At 68.1% G+C, this 13,709-nt stretch carries 11 protein-coding genes; 9 read left to right on the top strand and 2 right to left on the bottom strand.

The window, feature by feature from the left end; translation table 11 throughout:
- The first annotated feature begins 57 nt into the window (after positions 1-57).
- From smpB to ilvA, 9 genes are all read left to right on the top strand, one after another.
- On the top strand, positions 58-561 hold the full coding sequence (gene smpB, locus GobsT_RS09875; RefSeq protein WP_029601197.1) for an SsrA-binding protein SmpB: 504 nt from the start codon (positions 58-60) through the stop codon (positions 559-561).
- Between the two features lie 96 nt (positions 562-657).
- Entirely contained in the window at positions 658-1,668 is a 1,011-nt protein-coding gene (locus GobsT_RS09870) for a glycosyltransferase family 4 protein (protein ID WP_010047528.1), read from the top strand.
- 8 nt (positions 1,669-1,676) lie between these two features.
- On the top strand, positions 1,677-3,401 hold the full coding sequence (locus tag GobsT_RS09865; RefSeq protein WP_010047530.1) for a lipopolysaccharide kinase InaA family protein: 1,725 nt from the start codon (positions 1,677-1,679) through the stop codon (positions 3,399-3,401).
- 103 nt (positions 3,402-3,504) lie between these two features.
- Positions 3,505-4,419 (top strand): hypothetical protein, encoded by a 915-nt coding sequence (locus GobsT_RS09860; RefSeq protein ID WP_010047531.1) that lies wholly within the window; start codon positions 3,505-3,507, stop codon positions 4,417-4,419.
- A gap of 181 nt (positions 4,420-4,600) precedes the next feature.
- Complete coding sequence (gene rfaD, locus GobsT_RS09850) at positions 4,601-5,581, top strand: ADP-glyceromanno-heptose 6-epimerase (RefSeq protein WP_109571174.1); 981 nt, start codon at positions 4,601-4,603, stop codon at positions 5,579-5,581.
- Positions 5,582-5,640: 59 nt separating this feature from the next.
- Positions 5,641-6,384, top strand: a complete 744-nt coding sequence (locus GobsT_RS09845) for a phosphopantothenoylcysteine decarboxylase domain-containing protein (protein ID WP_010049319.1) — start codon at positions 5,641-5,643, stop codon at positions 6,382-6,384.
- Between the two features lie 4 nt (positions 6,385-6,388).
- Positions 6,389-7,036: a flavoprotein gene (locus GobsT_RS09840; protein WP_010049317.1), complete on the top strand. Its 648-nt coding sequence runs from the start codon at positions 6,389-6,391 to the stop codon at positions 7,034-7,036.
- A 108-nt stretch (positions 7,037-7,144) separates the two neighbouring features.
- On the top strand, positions 7,145-7,513 hold the full coding sequence (locus GobsT_RS09835) for a TIGR03066 family protein (protein WP_010049315.1): 369 nt from the start codon (positions 7,145-7,147) through the stop codon (positions 7,511-7,513).
- 411 nt (positions 7,514-7,924) lie between these two features.
- Positions 7,925-9,439 (top strand): threonine ammonia-lyase, biosynthetic, encoded by a 1,515-nt coding sequence (ilvA, locus tag GobsT_RS09830; RefSeq protein WP_010049313.1) that lies wholly within the window; start codon positions 7,925-7,927, stop codon positions 9,437-9,439.
- Between the two features lie 10 nt (positions 9,440-9,449).
- Here ilvA and GobsT_RS09825 read toward each other — a convergent pair whose 3' ends face one another.
- Positions 9,450-11,732: a DUF3160 domain-containing protein gene (locus GobsT_RS09825; RefSeq protein ID WP_010049312.1), complete on the bottom strand. Its 2,283-nt coding sequence runs from the start codon at positions 11,730-11,732 to the stop codon at positions 9,450-9,452.
- A gap of 227 nt (positions 11,733-11,959) precedes the next feature.
- Positions 11,960-13,579 (bottom strand): sigma-70 family RNA polymerase sigma factor, encoded by a 1,620-nt coding sequence (locus GobsT_RS09820; RefSeq protein WP_010047535.1) that lies wholly within the window; start codon positions 13,577-13,579, stop codon positions 11,960-11,962.
- Positions 13,580-13,709 lie beyond the last annotated feature (130 nt).

Below are 13,709 nucleotides of genomic sequence, written 5' to 3'. Positions count from 1 at the left end.
AACTGTGGGTGCGCAACGGTAGAATACCCCGGGCGATACCGCATTGAGACGGACATCATGGCGAAGTCGGGCAAGAAAGACAAGAAGGAGGCGGCGGACGGCACGGTCAACATTTGCCGGAACCGGCGCGCGCTCCACGAGTACGAAATCTCGGACCGGCTCGAATGCGGTATCGTGCTCGTCGGCACCGAGGTGAAGAGCCTCCGCGACGGGCACGCAAACCTTGAGGACGCCTACGCCCGCATCGACGGAGACGAGCTGTGGCTCATCGGGGCAGAGATCCCGGAGTACCTGTACGGGAACCGTCTGAACCACAAGCCGAAGCGCACGCGGAAGTTGCTGCTCCACCGCCGGGAGATCACGAAGTTCGCGGCCAAAGCGGACGACAAGGGGCTGACGCTCGTGCCCCTTCAGATGTACTTCCGGGACGGCAAGGCGAAGGTGGAGATCGCGGTGGCGAAGGGCAAGCAGACCCACGATAAGCGGCAGTCGATGAAGACCGCCGACGCGAAACGCGACATCGATCGGGCGCTCGCGTCGCGGCGGGGCAGAAAGTCATAACGTCGTCGGTTCGAAAGTTGTAAAGTCAATAACAACGGACCGTTTACGACTTTCAACCCGACGACGTTCGACGTACGCAGACCAAGGAGGGTCGCGGTGCGGCTGGTTGCGCTGGTGGAGTCCGAGTCACACGTGTGCTGCCGGTACCGGCTCACCGCGTTCCGCCGCGCGCTCGCCGATGCCGGCCACTCCCTCGAGTTCCGCGAGCTGCCGCAATCGCTGGCCGGGCGCCTCGCGCTGGGCCGCGATCTCACCTCATACGACGCCGCCGTTCTCCAGCGCAAGCTGCTCCCGCGCTGGGCCGTCACACTCCTGCGCCACCGCGTCCGGCGGCTCCTGTTCGACTTCGACGACGCCGTCTACCTCCGCGACTCGTACTCCGCGAAGGGCTTCGACGACCCCAAGCGGGCCACCCGGTTCCGCGCCACCGTCGAAGCCTGTGACCTCGTCATCGCCGGTAACCGGTTTCTCGCCGAGGAAGCCCAGAAGTACGTCCCGGCCGATCGCGTCACCGTGATCCCGACGTGCGTGGACCTGGACCGGTACCCGGTCGCAGAGCACAGCGCGACCGGTGCCATCAAACTCGTGTGGGTCGGGTCGTCGAGCACGCTGAAGGGCCTGGAGCGGTTCGCGCCCACGCTCAGCGCGATCGGTCGGGCCGTTCCCGGTGTGCGGCTCAAGCTCATCTGCGACCGGTTCACGGAGTTCCCGCCGCTGCCGGTCGAGCGGTGCGTGTGGTCGGAGCCGCGCGAGGCGGAAGAGATCGCCGCCGCGGACATCGGCATTGGGTGGGTTCCGGACGACCCGTGGAGCCGCGGCAAGTGCGCGCTGAAGGTGCTCCAGTACCAGGCCGCCGGGCTGCCGGTGGTGGCGAACCCGGTCGGCGTGCAGGGCGACTTCGTGCGGGACAACGAAACGGGCTTCTGCGCGAGCACCACCGACGAGTGGATCGGGGCCGTGCGCGCGCTGGCCGGCGCGGCCACGCTGCGAAAGCGGTTGGGTGAAACGGCCCGCCGCGAGGTGCGGGCGCGGTACAGCGTCGCGGCCGGGGTGTGGCTGTGGATCGAGGCGCTCGAACGGCTCGGGTCGGCGCGAAAGGCCGGTTAGGGGAAACCATGCTCGCGGACGTTCTGCGCAAGTGCGGTTCGCTCGTCGCCCCGGCGGCGGGCTCAAGCGTGCGCGCGAACGGCCGGGTCTGGCGCCTGTCCCCCGAGGGCGCGGCGCTGTTCGGGGCGGCCGGCCCCGCGCTCGACGAATGGCTCGCGGGCGGCTCGGCGGCGGTCGTGAAGCACGGTCCGCACCGGACGGTCTACCGCGTCGCTCTGGCGTCGGGCACGATCTACGTGAAGCACTGCCGGATCAACGGCCCGCGGGCGTGGGCCCGCGAGGTGCTCCGGCTCCCGAAAGCGCAACTGGAGTTCGAGAACGCCGCACGGCTTCGCGCGCTGGGCATCGGGGCCGCGGCCCCCCTCGCCTGGGGCACGTCCGACTCCCGGTGGCCCGGGCAGAGCTACCTCATCACGCGCGATCTGGACCCCGCGGTACCGCTCCCCGACTTCCTCGAAGCGCGCCCGCTCACCGCGTCCCAGCGGCAGGTACTCGCGCGCGACCTCGGGACGTTCATCGCGAAGCTCCACGAGAACGGCGTCGCCCACCCGGACCCCCACCCCGGGAACCTGCTCGTCGCGTGGGAGGGAGAGGACCGTCCTCGCGCCGAGAGAAGAACGGTGCGGAACGGCTTCCACTTCGCCCTCCTCGATGTCCACGCGATCCGGTTCGGCCCTCCCCTCCCCTGGGCCGCGAGCCGCGAGAACCTCGTCCTGTTCAACCGGTGGTTCCAGCTCCGCGCCAGCCGCGCGGACCGGCTGCGGTTCTGGCTCAGTTACCGCACGGCCCGCGCGGGGCTGGTGTGCCCAGAAGGGCCGAAGCATTTGGAGCGGGCCACCCTCGCCTCGAACCGGCGGTTCTGGGTCGCCCGCACGGCCCGGTACAAGGGCACACACCGGACCGTCCGCAAGGTGCGAGCGGGCCGCGTCCGCGGCCTCGCGGTGCGCGACCTGCCCGACGCGTTCCTCCGCACGCTGCTCGCCGCGCCCGACGCCGCGTTCTCTCAGCCCGGCACCCGGCTCCTCAAAGACTGCGTCGGTTCGACCGTCGCAGAGATCGAACTTCCGACAGCCGAAGGGACACGCACCGTCATTCTGAAACGGGTCAACACGCCAAGCGCCTCCGGCGCCCTCAAGAACCTGTTCCGCGCGTCGAGCGTGCGGCGGTCGTGGCTGTTCGGCCACGGGCTGTGCGAGCGCTGGCTGCCGACCCCGCGCCCGCTCGCGGTGTTTCACCGGTACCGCGCCGGGTTTCTCCCCGCCGAGGGCTATCTGCTCACGGAGAAGGTTCACGATGCCGTCGGACTACCGGAAGCGGTGAAAGCGTGTCGCGAGGCACCCGTCCTCCGCGCATGGATGGAGAGACTGGCCCGCGTGGTTCGCGCGATGCACGACCGCGGGGTCTCCCACCGCGACCTCAAAGCGCCCAACATCATGCTCGCCGGGGCCGCCCGCGACCCGGCGACCGCGACGCCCGTTCTGATCGACCTCGTCGGCGTGCGGGCCGGTACGGGCGCGGTGCCCTTCGCCCGGTGCGCCAAGGAACTTGCGCGGCTGAACGCGAGCTTCCTGGCCGTGCGACACGTCACGCGCACCGAGTGCCTGCGGTTCCTGCGCGCCTACCTCGGCGCCGGAGCCAGTGGGCGGGGCTGGAAAACGTGGTGGAGCGCGATCTGCCGCGCGACGCGGGCGAAAGTGGCCAAGAACGCGCGGAACGGGCGCCCGATCGGATAATCGATATTACCCGCGAAATGTGAAGTGCCGCCGGCCCGGCGGCCGAATACTGTCAGGTCGCGCCACCCGGCGCTCCGGTCTCACGCCACGCAGGGCGATGTGTATGCCGAGTTCGCCGCTGCGCCTCTCTGCTTTCGCGACCCTCGTGGCCCTGATTGGGGCGCTCGCGGGGTGCGAAACGATGCGCACCGACCCGAGCGCCAACAGCACGCGAAACGCCGAGGTCGCTCCGGTCCCGCCGGCGCCCACACCCGCCCCCACCGCGCCGCCGGGTAAGAAGCACACCCGCGCCGGCTACTACGTCCTGTACCACGACTTCGAGATCGACAAGACCGACCCGCTGTTCGCGGAACTCGACGCGCTGCCCGACCAGGTGTTCGGCGAACTGAAGCTGCCGCCGAGCAACGGCATCGTGCAGGTGTTCCTGTTCGACACGCAGGAGCGGTACGAGCGGTACATGCGGGCCAAGTACCGGAACCTGCCGCCCCGCCGCGCCTACTTCATCGCCGAGCCCCGGGCCGGCGGCACCGACGAACTCAAGATCTTCACCTGGCTCGGCGACCACCTCAGCACGGACCTGCGGCACGAGCTGACGCACGCACTCCTGCGGGGCGTGCTGAAGGACGTGCCGCTGTGGCTCGACGAGGGGCTGGCCGGGTACTTCGAGCTGCCGCCGAATCAGGATGGCGTGAACGCCCAGCACCTGGATACACTGCGGCGCGGGCCGTTCCAGCCGGACCTCGCGCGGCTGGAAAAGCTGAAGGACGTGGCCGAGATGCAGAAGCCCGAGTACCGGGAGGCGTGGGCGTGGGTCCACCTGATGCTGCGGTCCGGCCCCGGCCCCAAAAAGGTGCTGCACGACTACCTCCAGGCCCTGCGCGCCGACCCGGCCCCCGGGCCGCTGCTGCCGAAGCTGCGCGAGGTCATGGACGTCCCCGAGCAGGCCCTGGCCGACCACCTGGGGACGGTCGAGGCACCCAAGATGCGCACCCGGGCACGCGCCGGCGCGCCGAAGTGAGTCCGAATATAAGAGTGGCCACAAAGACGCACAAAGGGCACAAAGGAAAACCAATAAGAAAACAAGATCAACTCAGTGCAGCTTCACGCCGATCGTGATCGCTGTCTTTGGTTTCTTTTTGTGCCCTTTGTGCGTCTTTGTGGCCACTCTTCGGTTCTTCCAAGCACCACGGAGGGGCACCATGATCGCCGTCACCGGCGCGGCCGGGTTCATCGGCTCGAACCTCGCGCACACGCTCGCGGCCGAAGGGCACGCGCTCCTGCTCGTCGATCACGAGCTGACGCCCGCGAAGGCCGCCAACTTGGTCGGGCTGTCGCGGTTCCGGTTCAGCCGGCACGACCACTTTCTGGACGACCTGAGCGCCGGGCGCGTTGAGCCGGACGCGGTGTTCCACCTCGGCGCGTGCAGCTCCACGACGGAGACGAGCTGGGACTACCTGTCCCGCAACAACGTCGAGTACACCCGGCACCTCTGGAACTGGTGCGCGGAACGGCGGAAGCCGCTCTTCTACGCCTCCAGCGCCGCGACCTACGGCGACGGCACACTCGGGTTCGACGACCGCACCCCGCCGCACGAACTCCGCCCGCTCAACCTCTACGGCAAGAGCAAGAACGACTTCGACATCTGGGCGCTCGCGGAGGTGGCCGCCGGGCGCGCGGCGCCGCCGCAGTGGGCCGGGCTGAAGTTCTTCAACGTGTACGGGCCGCGCGAGCCGCACAAGGGCCGCATGGCCAGCGTCGTGTTCCAGACGCACAAGCAGGTGAAGGCGACCGGCGAGATGAAGCTGTTCCGCTCCACCGACCCGGCGTTCACCGACGGCGGCCAGCGCCGCGACTTCGTGTTCGTGGGCGACTGCGTGAGCCACATGCTGTGGCTGTGGCGGAACGCGGCGCCCGGCGGCGTGTACAACTCGGGCAGCGGCGCGGCGCGGACCTTCTACGACCTCGCGCACGCGGTGTTCGTCGCGCTGGGGCTGGAACCGCGAATCGGCTTCGTCGACATGCCGGCGGACCTCGCGGGCAAGTACCAGAACTTCACACAGGCGGACATGTCGAAGTTGCGGGGCGCCGGGTGGGACGCCCCCTCGACCGCGCTGGAGGACGGCGTTCGCGAAACGGTGCGGTGGCTGGAGGGCGCGGCCGAAGTGCGCCGGGCGGCTTAGCGCTCGCGCGGCGAATCCGCTAACCTAACGGTGTCGCCCCCCTCACGGCGCCGCCCGCCATGAACTTTCTCGTCACCGCCGGCAGCACGCACGCGCCCGTCGACCGGGTCCGCTGCGTCACCAACTCGCACCCCGGGCGGGCCGGCACCGTGGTCGCCCGCACCGCGTGGGGCCGCGGGCACACGGTCACGCTCGTCACCTCGCGGCCCGACGCCCTCCTCGAGCACGGGATCAACCCGCGCGACCCGGGCGAGCGGTTCTCCGTGTTGCCCTACCACACCTACGACGAACTGACCTCGATTTTGCAGAACCAACTTCGCGTCACCGCCTTCGACGTGGTATGTCATGCCGCGTCGGTCAGCGACTACCTTTCGGGTGGCGCGTTCACGCCGGCGGCCGGGACGTTCTTCAACGCCCGGACCGGACAGTGGGAGGCCCGCACCGGCGCGCCGACCCTCGCGAAACAGGCGGCCGATAAAATTAACGGCGCGGAGCCGGAGCTGTGGGTCCGCCTCCTGCGCGCCCCCCGGCTCGCGGACCGCATCCGGCACCCGTGGGGCTTCCCCGGGCTGCTGGTCAAGTTCGAGACCGAGGCCGGCCTGAGCGAGCAGCAGCTCGTCGACACCGCGGAGGCGTCGCGGCAGCAGTCCGCGGCCGACGTGATCGTCGCGACCACGGTCGACGGGGAGGCGCACTGGGCGTACCTGGGGCCGGTCACCGACCGGTACGAGCGGGTTACGCGGCGCGAGCTGCCCGACCGGCTGGTGCTGGCCCTCGAAGACCTTTACCAGAAGCGGACGTAGCAACATGGCGAACGTACTCCTCGGGGCGACCGGCAGCGTGGCGGCGGTGCGCGTGCCCGCCCTTTACGACGCCTTCACCGGCGCCGGGCACGCGGTCAAGATCGTGGCGACGAGCGCCGCAACGTACTTCTTCGACCCCGCCCCGTTCCGCGCCGCGGGCGTGCTGTCCCTCGACGAGGACGAATGGCCCGGGCGCGCGGACGGGCAGCTCTACCAGCGCGGCGACGCGGTGCGACACATCGAGCTGCGGAAGTGGGCGGACGTCTTCGCCCTCGCGCCGCTGGACGCCAACACCCTGGCGAAGCTGGCGGTCGGGCTGTGCGACAACTGCCTGACGTGCGTGTGGCGCGCCTGGGACCTCGCCCGCCCGGTGGTCATGGCCCCCGCGATGAACACCCTCATGTGGCAGCACCCGTTCACGCGGCGGCACCTGCGCGCCCTCGCGGCCGACGCCGGCGCCGGCCACATCCCGGCGCACCTCGCCGACGACGCGCTGATCCAGCAGATCAACGACCGCAGCCCGACGCTCCGGGTGGTGGCCCCGGTGACGAAGCAGCTCGCCTGCGGGGACACCGGCCCCGGCGCGCTGGCGGAGGTCGCGGACATCGCGAACGCGGTTCAGTTCATGCTCGGCCGGGCGCGGGCCGCGTAACCACGCACGTTCATCATGACGCGCCATTGACCCGCCGCGTAGCATAACGCGCCCGGGGCGCATCCGGCGCCCGGGCGGGCCAAACGCAGTGCTCAAGGAACGACCACAATGAAGACCCTTCTGGCCGCCGTGTTCGCATTCGCGGCGCTCGGGCTCGTCGGGACCGTCCCGGCGAAAGCCGACGACACCCCCAAGCTGCTCGGCAAGTGGGAGGTGACGAAATCCGCCAGTGACACGCCCGTCGGAACGGTGATCGAGTTCGCCAAAGATGGAAAGCTGTTGGTGACGATCAACAACGAGGGCAAGGACTTGAAGCTCGACGGCACCTACAAGCTCACGGGCAAAAAAATCGCCCTAAAACTGTCGCTGAACGAGCAGAAGATCGAGCAGGACCTGACCGTCACCTTCAAGGGCGAAGACGGAATGGAACTCGAAGACGCCGACAAGAAGGTAGACACGCTCAAGAAGAAGAAGTAGCCGCCGGCACCGAAGCGCGGCTCTCCTCATTCACAGTCCGACTGGTTGTGTCTGTTTCTTGTGGCACAGACATTCCTGTCTGTGCGGCGCGAGAAGGCCGCACAGGCAGGAATGTCTGTGCCACAAAGGCAAATCCAAAACGGGCACCGAAGCACGGATCTCTTCCGTGCGGGCCGCAGCGGTAGCCGAGACCGAATACCTCGCGCCCACGTTTGAAGCCCGTCTCGCCCGTGTAAGTAACGACTCGGCCCGTTCGCCCCGCGCGAACGGGCCGAACGTGTTATGTGCTGGCTCCGCGCACCGTTATTTTGCCGCCGAGTGACTTTGCGGGTGGTTCGCAGCGCGGTCCTTCCTATTAGGTCAGAACGCGGCGCTCGCCGCGACGACGGGGCCTCTTTCGGAAGAGCTGGGATGGACGTTCGCCTCTGGGAATACCTGCAGCGGATTTTGACCGCGCGCGTCTACGATGTCGCGGTCGAGACCCCTTTGGAGCGCGCGGAGAAGCTCTCGGCCCGGCTCGGCACACCTGTCTGGCTCAAGCGGGAAGACACGCAGCCGGTGTTCAGCTTCAAGCTCCGCGGGGCGTACAACAAGATGGTTCGGCTGCCCGCCGACCAGTTGGCCCGCGGGGTCGTGTGCGCGTCCGCCGGGAACCACGCCCAGGGCGTCGCACTGAGCGCCCGCCGGCTCGGGTGCCGGGCCGTGGTGGTCATGCCGGTCACCACCCCGCGGCTGAAGTCCGACGCGGTCCGCGGGTTCGGGGCCGAGGTCGTGCTGCACGGCGACAGCTACTCCGACGCCTACCAGCACGCGGCCGAACTGGGCGCCGCCAACGGGCTCACCTTTGTCCACCCCTTCGACGACCCGGACGTGATCGCCGGCCAGGGCACCGTCGGGATGGAAATCCTCCGCCAGCACCAGGACCCGATCCACGCGATCTTCGTCGCGGTCGGCGGCGGCGGGTTGCTCGCCGGGGTGGCGGCGTACGTCAAGGCGGTGCGCCCCGAGATCAAGGTGATCGGGGTGCAGATGACCGACTCCGACGCGATGGCCCGCTCCGTCCGTAGCGGGGAGCGGGTCCGACTCAACGACGTGGGGCTGTTCTCCGACGGCACGGCCGTCAAGCAGGTGGGCGAGGAGACGTTCCGGCTGGCCCGCGAACTGGCCGACGGGTTCATCGAGGTCGACACCGACGCGGTGTGTGCGGCGATCAAGGACGTGTTCGAGGACACCCGCACCGTGCTCGAACCGGCGGGAGCGATGGGGGTGGCCGCCGTCAAGCAGTACGCGGCCGAACACGGCCCACACATCGGCTCGCTGGTGGCGGTCACCTGCGGGGCGAACATGAACTTCGACCGCCTACGCTTCGTCGCCGAGCGGGCCGAAGCGGGCGAGGGGCGGGAGGCGCTGTTCGCGGTCACCATCCCGGAAGAGCGCGGGAGCTTCCGACGGCTGTGTGAGGTGATCGGGCGGCGGAACGTGACCGAGTTCAACTACCGCATCTCCGACGAGCGGGTAGCGCACGTGTTCGTCGGCCTGGCGGTGACGGATCGGGGAGAAGCGGCGGCCACCGGCCGGGCGTTCACCGAGAGCGGCTTCGCCGCCCTCGACCTGCTGGACGACGACCTGGCCAAGGACCACATCCGGCACATGGTTGGCGGCCCCAGCCCGCTGGCCAGCGGCGAGCGGCTGTACCGGTTCCAGTTCCCGGAGCGGCCCGGCGCGCTCGTCAAGTTCCTGACGAGCATGCACCCGGACTGGAACATCAGCCTGTTCCACTACCGCAACCAGGGGGCGGATTACGGCCGCATCCTGGTCGGCGTCCAGGTGCCCGACGCGACCGCGTTCCGCGCGTTCGCCGACACGCTGGGGTACCCATGGGTCGACGAAACCGAGAACCCCGTCTACCGCCTGTTCCTGCGGTAGCCGGCGGCGCTCACCGGCCTGTCCCGGCCTTGCGAGTGGGCGCCACGAACTCCCGGGTCCACTCCGGGCGCGCGGGCACCTTGCCCTGAGCGATCATCTGGTGCCACTCGGGGTCGGTGAGCCGCTTATCGACCGGTTGCCGGAACTCGTAGTACGAGTACAGCGGGCCGACGTAGGTCATGCGGTCCGTGTCGTTATCGACCGCGATCACCCCGAACATGGTGTCGCCCACGGCCACTTCCAGGCAGCTCTGCGACGCCGGGTCGGTGTGAACGTCGGCCACCACCGGCGCCCACTTCGCGCACTCGTCGCGGTTGAAGAACAGCTTCGGGTACCAGCCGTCGTACCGCGGCGGGCCGCTCCCCCCGCCCCGCGCGTCCACCGTCTTTTTGATGAACGCCTTCTCGGCGTCGGTGAACGCCTCGCCCGCCAGTTCTTTCTTCGCGAGCGTTTCTAACTGCCCGACCGTCGCGCTGAACTGCCGGAAGAACGTGACGTAGCCTTTCTTCGCTTCGGCATTCAGACCGGGAAACTCCGCCGCGGCGAACAGCTTGCCGGCCTCGTCCGCGAAGAACTTCACCTTCGCGTAGAACTCGGGGTACGGCTCGACGTACCCCGCCGGGTACTCGCACGTGACCATCCCGGTGTACGACTGCTTCGCGTACAGGATCGTGTCGTGACGCAGTTCCGCCCAGGAGCCGAGCTGGGTGTTCAGTTGCTTCATGGCCCACCCCTTCGACCGCATCGCCTGCGGGAACCGCTTGTGCCCGGTCATGTCGGCGTTCAGCGCGCGGAGGCAGTCGAGCCACAGCACGTACAGGTTGCTCTTCCAGTACGTTTCCGGATGCAGGTTGATAAAGTCGCGGCACGCGAGCAGGTTCGCCGAGTAGTTCCACCGCTTCAGTTCGGGTTCGAGCAGCAGCACGGCCTCGTCGCTACCGAGCGCGGCCAGGGCGTCGAGCCCGGTGGGCATCATCCGCTGCATCTTCTGGTTCTTGAAAACGATGCTGTCGAACACGACCTGCGACAGCACGAACGAGTCGAGGATGAACCGCTGACCGAACACCTGGAACACCGCCGGCGGCGGGACCTTGATCGTACTACCGATGTCCGAGAGTACGAGCTGCGACCGAATCATCTGGGCCGCGAGCTTGCCGCTCTTCAGTTCCGCCTTCACCTTATCGAGGTCCTTCACTGTTCCCTTCGCTGAAGCGGTTCCCAGCTTCGCGCAAACGTCGAGCAGCGCGAACACGGTGAGGTTGTCGCTGCGCCCGACCATGAACCCGATGATGTCGTCGAGCGACTTGAGCGCCTTCAGGCTTCCGGACTCCTTCAGCGCTTCGCAGAACAGGATGGCGGCGGTCAGCTCACGGTCACTGTTCGCCTTGACGCCCGGCGTGTCGTCCGTGGGGAGCACGTTCCAGCCGCAATCGACCCGCCCGAGCCACATCATGCAGCGGAAGTAGTTCTTCAGCTCCTGGGCCTTCGTGTAGTGCCCGCGCGGGCGGAACTGCGAGAAGTCCGGGTACCGCTCGCCGCCGTAAATCTTCGTCGGCGCCGAGCCCACGTGGGGGGCCTTGAGCTTGAGTTCCCGCACCTCGGAGAGCAGCGCCTGGACGGCCTCGTCCTGACCGTGGTTCGAGCGGACCTTCAGCTTGCCGTCCCACGTCGGTTTTTTGGCGTAATCGACCTCGTCGGCCGGCGCCCCGGCGCCTTCGAGCAGGTTCCGCGCGACAGTCAGGTACAGGTCTACGTCCGCCACGCTCTCGGGAGCCGCGCCGCCCGCGTATGGCGCGCTGAGCTTCGCGTGCGTGTCGGCCAGAATCTGGCGAACCGTCGGCACGAAGACGGCACGCTCCATATCCATCAGGATGTCGTCGTAGGATTTGTGCATTGCGTGCAGAACGGAATCCGTGGTGACCAGCACCGGCAGGTCGGCCGAGTAGATCTGGAAGTACGCGGACGCGAACGAGTGCCGGCGGTTCTGGTCGATTGATACGAAGCCGGCCTTCTTGAAGAGAGCGAGTTCGTCGTCGGTCAGGCCGAGTTTGGTTTTCACTGTGTCGAAGTGCGCAGTCTTGGTCGGGTCGAAGTCGATCCCCGAATACGCGCGCGGCTTGACCGCCCGGCCCTTGAGTTGATCGAACGTCAGGTCCTGGTGTTTGGCCAGGATCTGGTCGAAGATCTGCCCTTCGAGGTGTTTGAGCGGCTTCTTCTCGTCCGCTGCCGGTGCGGGCACCGCCCACACGCCGACGAGGACCGCGACCGCAACAACCGGCAGGAGCTTGTTCATCGGAGATGACTCCCGGGAGGTGAAACGCGCCACACGGGTACGACGAACGAGCGGCCGAAACGGATTGGCCCGGCTGGGTCCGGCGATACGCCAGAAGCAGACCGAACTCCTCTTTGTCTTTGTTTCTTGTGGCACAGACATTCCTGTCTGTGCGGCAACGAGGTTTAAAGTCGCACAGACAGGAATGTCTGTGCCACAAGAACAAAGACAAACACGCGGGCTGTCACTTAATAGCTGGTCTGCCACAACTCTAATCCGGCGTCTTTCGCCCACTCCGCACAGTCGAGCCGCAGTTGGTCGGTCGCCTTGGGGTTCCGCCCTTGCACGTTCAGCGAGAAGTAGACCCGACTGCCCTTGGCCAGCTTCAGCTTTTCGAGTGTGCCCCGGACCGATGCCCCCAAGCCGTCCGCCTGCCACACGTCCCCCTGGCACATGACCGGCGTTTTTACGATGAGCACTCCGCTGACCGAGCCGGTCAACACCTGACTGAGCGGCGTTCGCACCGGGTACGCAACCACCCGCTCGTCACCCACGCCAACCTCGGCCGTGTCGCCCGCCGCCTTCTCCTTCAGTGGGCTGATGTACTTGACGAAATCGAACGCCTGGTTGTGTACGGTGTGGTATCCGAGCGGCGTAACCGGAGCGAACTCTTCAGCGCGCGCCGCACCGGCGAGCACGAAATCGAGCGCGTCCGCGCTGTCACCTGATATTTCGCGACCGAACGGATAGTGAACCGCGCTGTGGGCGACAGATTGGCCTTTCGCTCGCCGGAATGCTCGTAGGCCCTTCCGCATCTCGGCGAGCTGAAGGGCGCCGACATCGAGTGTCTTATCGTCCTTTAGCAGCGTTTGCGCGTCCACAATCAGAAGCACCGCTGAGTCGGCCCCGGCGCCGCGAATGAGCTGACGCTGGAGGTCGGTGGTGATCGGGGCGATAGCGAACGCCTTGCCGATCACCGGAGCCGGCACCTTCGGAGCAGGCGGCTTTTCGGCCGCCACGTGCGGGGCCGGGGTAGGCGCGGCGGGTGGTTCGGGCGGCCCGCTCATCCCGAAGCTCAGGCACGCACCAGCCACGACCAGCACGAGCGCGGCAGCGCCGCCGAGCACTCTCTTGAGGGCCATCACGCGCAACTCCTGATTGACGAGTTCGAGAACGGGGCCGGGCACACCGACGCGGCCTTCCGCCGCAAAGGTGATTGCGATGTGGGCGGTGGCCGACACGAACGCCGGAACGATCAGAACACCGGCTGAAGGGAGAACGGCGAGCGAGAGGCCGCGCCGCCTCAGCCGGACGGCCAGAACCTCTTTGGCCCGCGCGATCCGCCCCGCCACGGTGCCGACGGGAACACCGAGCCGCCGGGCCGCTTCGGCGTGGGTCAGCCCTTCAAAGAAGCACAGAAGCACCGGCGCCCGATGCGATTCCGGCAGCCGCGCGACCTCCTCCTGAACCGCGCGTTCGGCGTCACGGTCCGGTTCAGGAGCGTCAGGCGCGGGGAGCGCGTCGAGATCGGAAGCTGGCACAGGAACCGCGACTCGGCGCCGCGCCGCCCGAGCAGACACCCGACGCGACACCCGAAACAGCCAGCCGGCGGCGGTCCCGGACCGACCGACCGAGCCGGCCTGACGGGCCAGGGCCAAAAACACGGCTTGAGCGGCGTCCTCCGCGGCGTGCCGGTCGCGGAGGGCCGCGCGGCACACGCGAAGCACAAGCCCGGCGTGGCGCCAGACCAACAGTTCGAACGCGCCGGCGTCGCGCCCGGCGGCGAACCGAGCGAGCAGTTCCGCATCGGTCGGCAATTCGCGCTCGGGAACGAGTGCTGCGACGAAACGGGCGGTGCGGTGCGACATGGCCCCCTCCTACCCATTCAGTAGCCGCTCGGCCCGTACCACATACACGAATTGGAACAAATTCGGCGCGCGTTTGTTCCGATCCGGCGCACCGAACCGGGCACCCACTTGCCCCCTCTGTCCCGATGCG

Origin of the sequence: Gemmata obscuriglobus (assembly GCF_008065095.1) — a bacterium.
Lineage (GTDB): Bacteria > Planctomycetota > Planctomycetia > Gemmatales > Gemmataceae > Gemmata > Gemmata obscuriglobus.
The sequence above is the reverse complement of the archived record's forward strand: the minus strand, read 5'-3'. Positions and strand labels throughout refer to the sequence as shown.

Excerpts from the sequence above, each read along its gene's own strand:
- smpB (WP_029601197.1), top strand. The coding sequence starts at position 58 with ATGGCGAAGTCGGGCAAGAAAGACAAGAAGGAGGCGGCGGACGGCACG.
- GobsT_RS09865 (WP_010047530.1), top strand. The coding sequence starts at position 1,677 with ATGCTCGCGGACGTTCTGCGCAAGTGCGGTTCGCTCGTCGCCCCGGCG.
- GobsT_RS09860 (WP_010047531.1), top strand. The coding sequence starts at position 3,505 with ATGCCGAGTTCGCCGCTGCGCCTCTCTGCTTTCGCGACCCTCGTGGCC.
- rfaD (WP_109571174.1), top strand. The coding sequence starts at position 4,601 with ATGATCGCCGTCACCGGCGCGGCCGGGTTCATCGGCTCGAACCTCGCG.
- GobsT_RS09845 (WP_010049319.1), top strand. The coding sequence starts at position 5,641 with ATGAACTTTCTCGTCACCGCCGGCAGCACGCACGCGCCCGTCGACCGG.
- GobsT_RS09840 (WP_010049317.1), top strand. The coding sequence starts at position 6,389 with ATGGCGAACGTACTCCTCGGGGCGACCGGCAGCGTGGCGGCGGTGCGC.
- GobsT_RS09835 (WP_010049315.1), top strand. The coding sequence starts at position 7,145 with ATGAAGACCCTTCTGGCCGCCGTGTTCGCATTCGCGGCGCTCGGGCTC.
- ilvA (WP_010049313.1), top strand. The coding sequence starts at position 7,925 with ATGGACGTTCGCCTCTGGGAATACCTGCAGCGGATTTTGACCGCGCGC.
- GobsT_RS09825 (WP_010049312.1), bottom strand. The coding sequence starts at position 11,732 with ATGAACAAGCTCCTGCCGGTTGTTGCGGTCGCGGTCCTCGTCGGCGTG.
- GobsT_RS09820 (WP_010047535.1), bottom strand. The coding sequence starts at position 13,579 with ATGTCGCACCGCACCGCCCGTTTCGTCGCAGCACTCGTTCCCGAGCGC.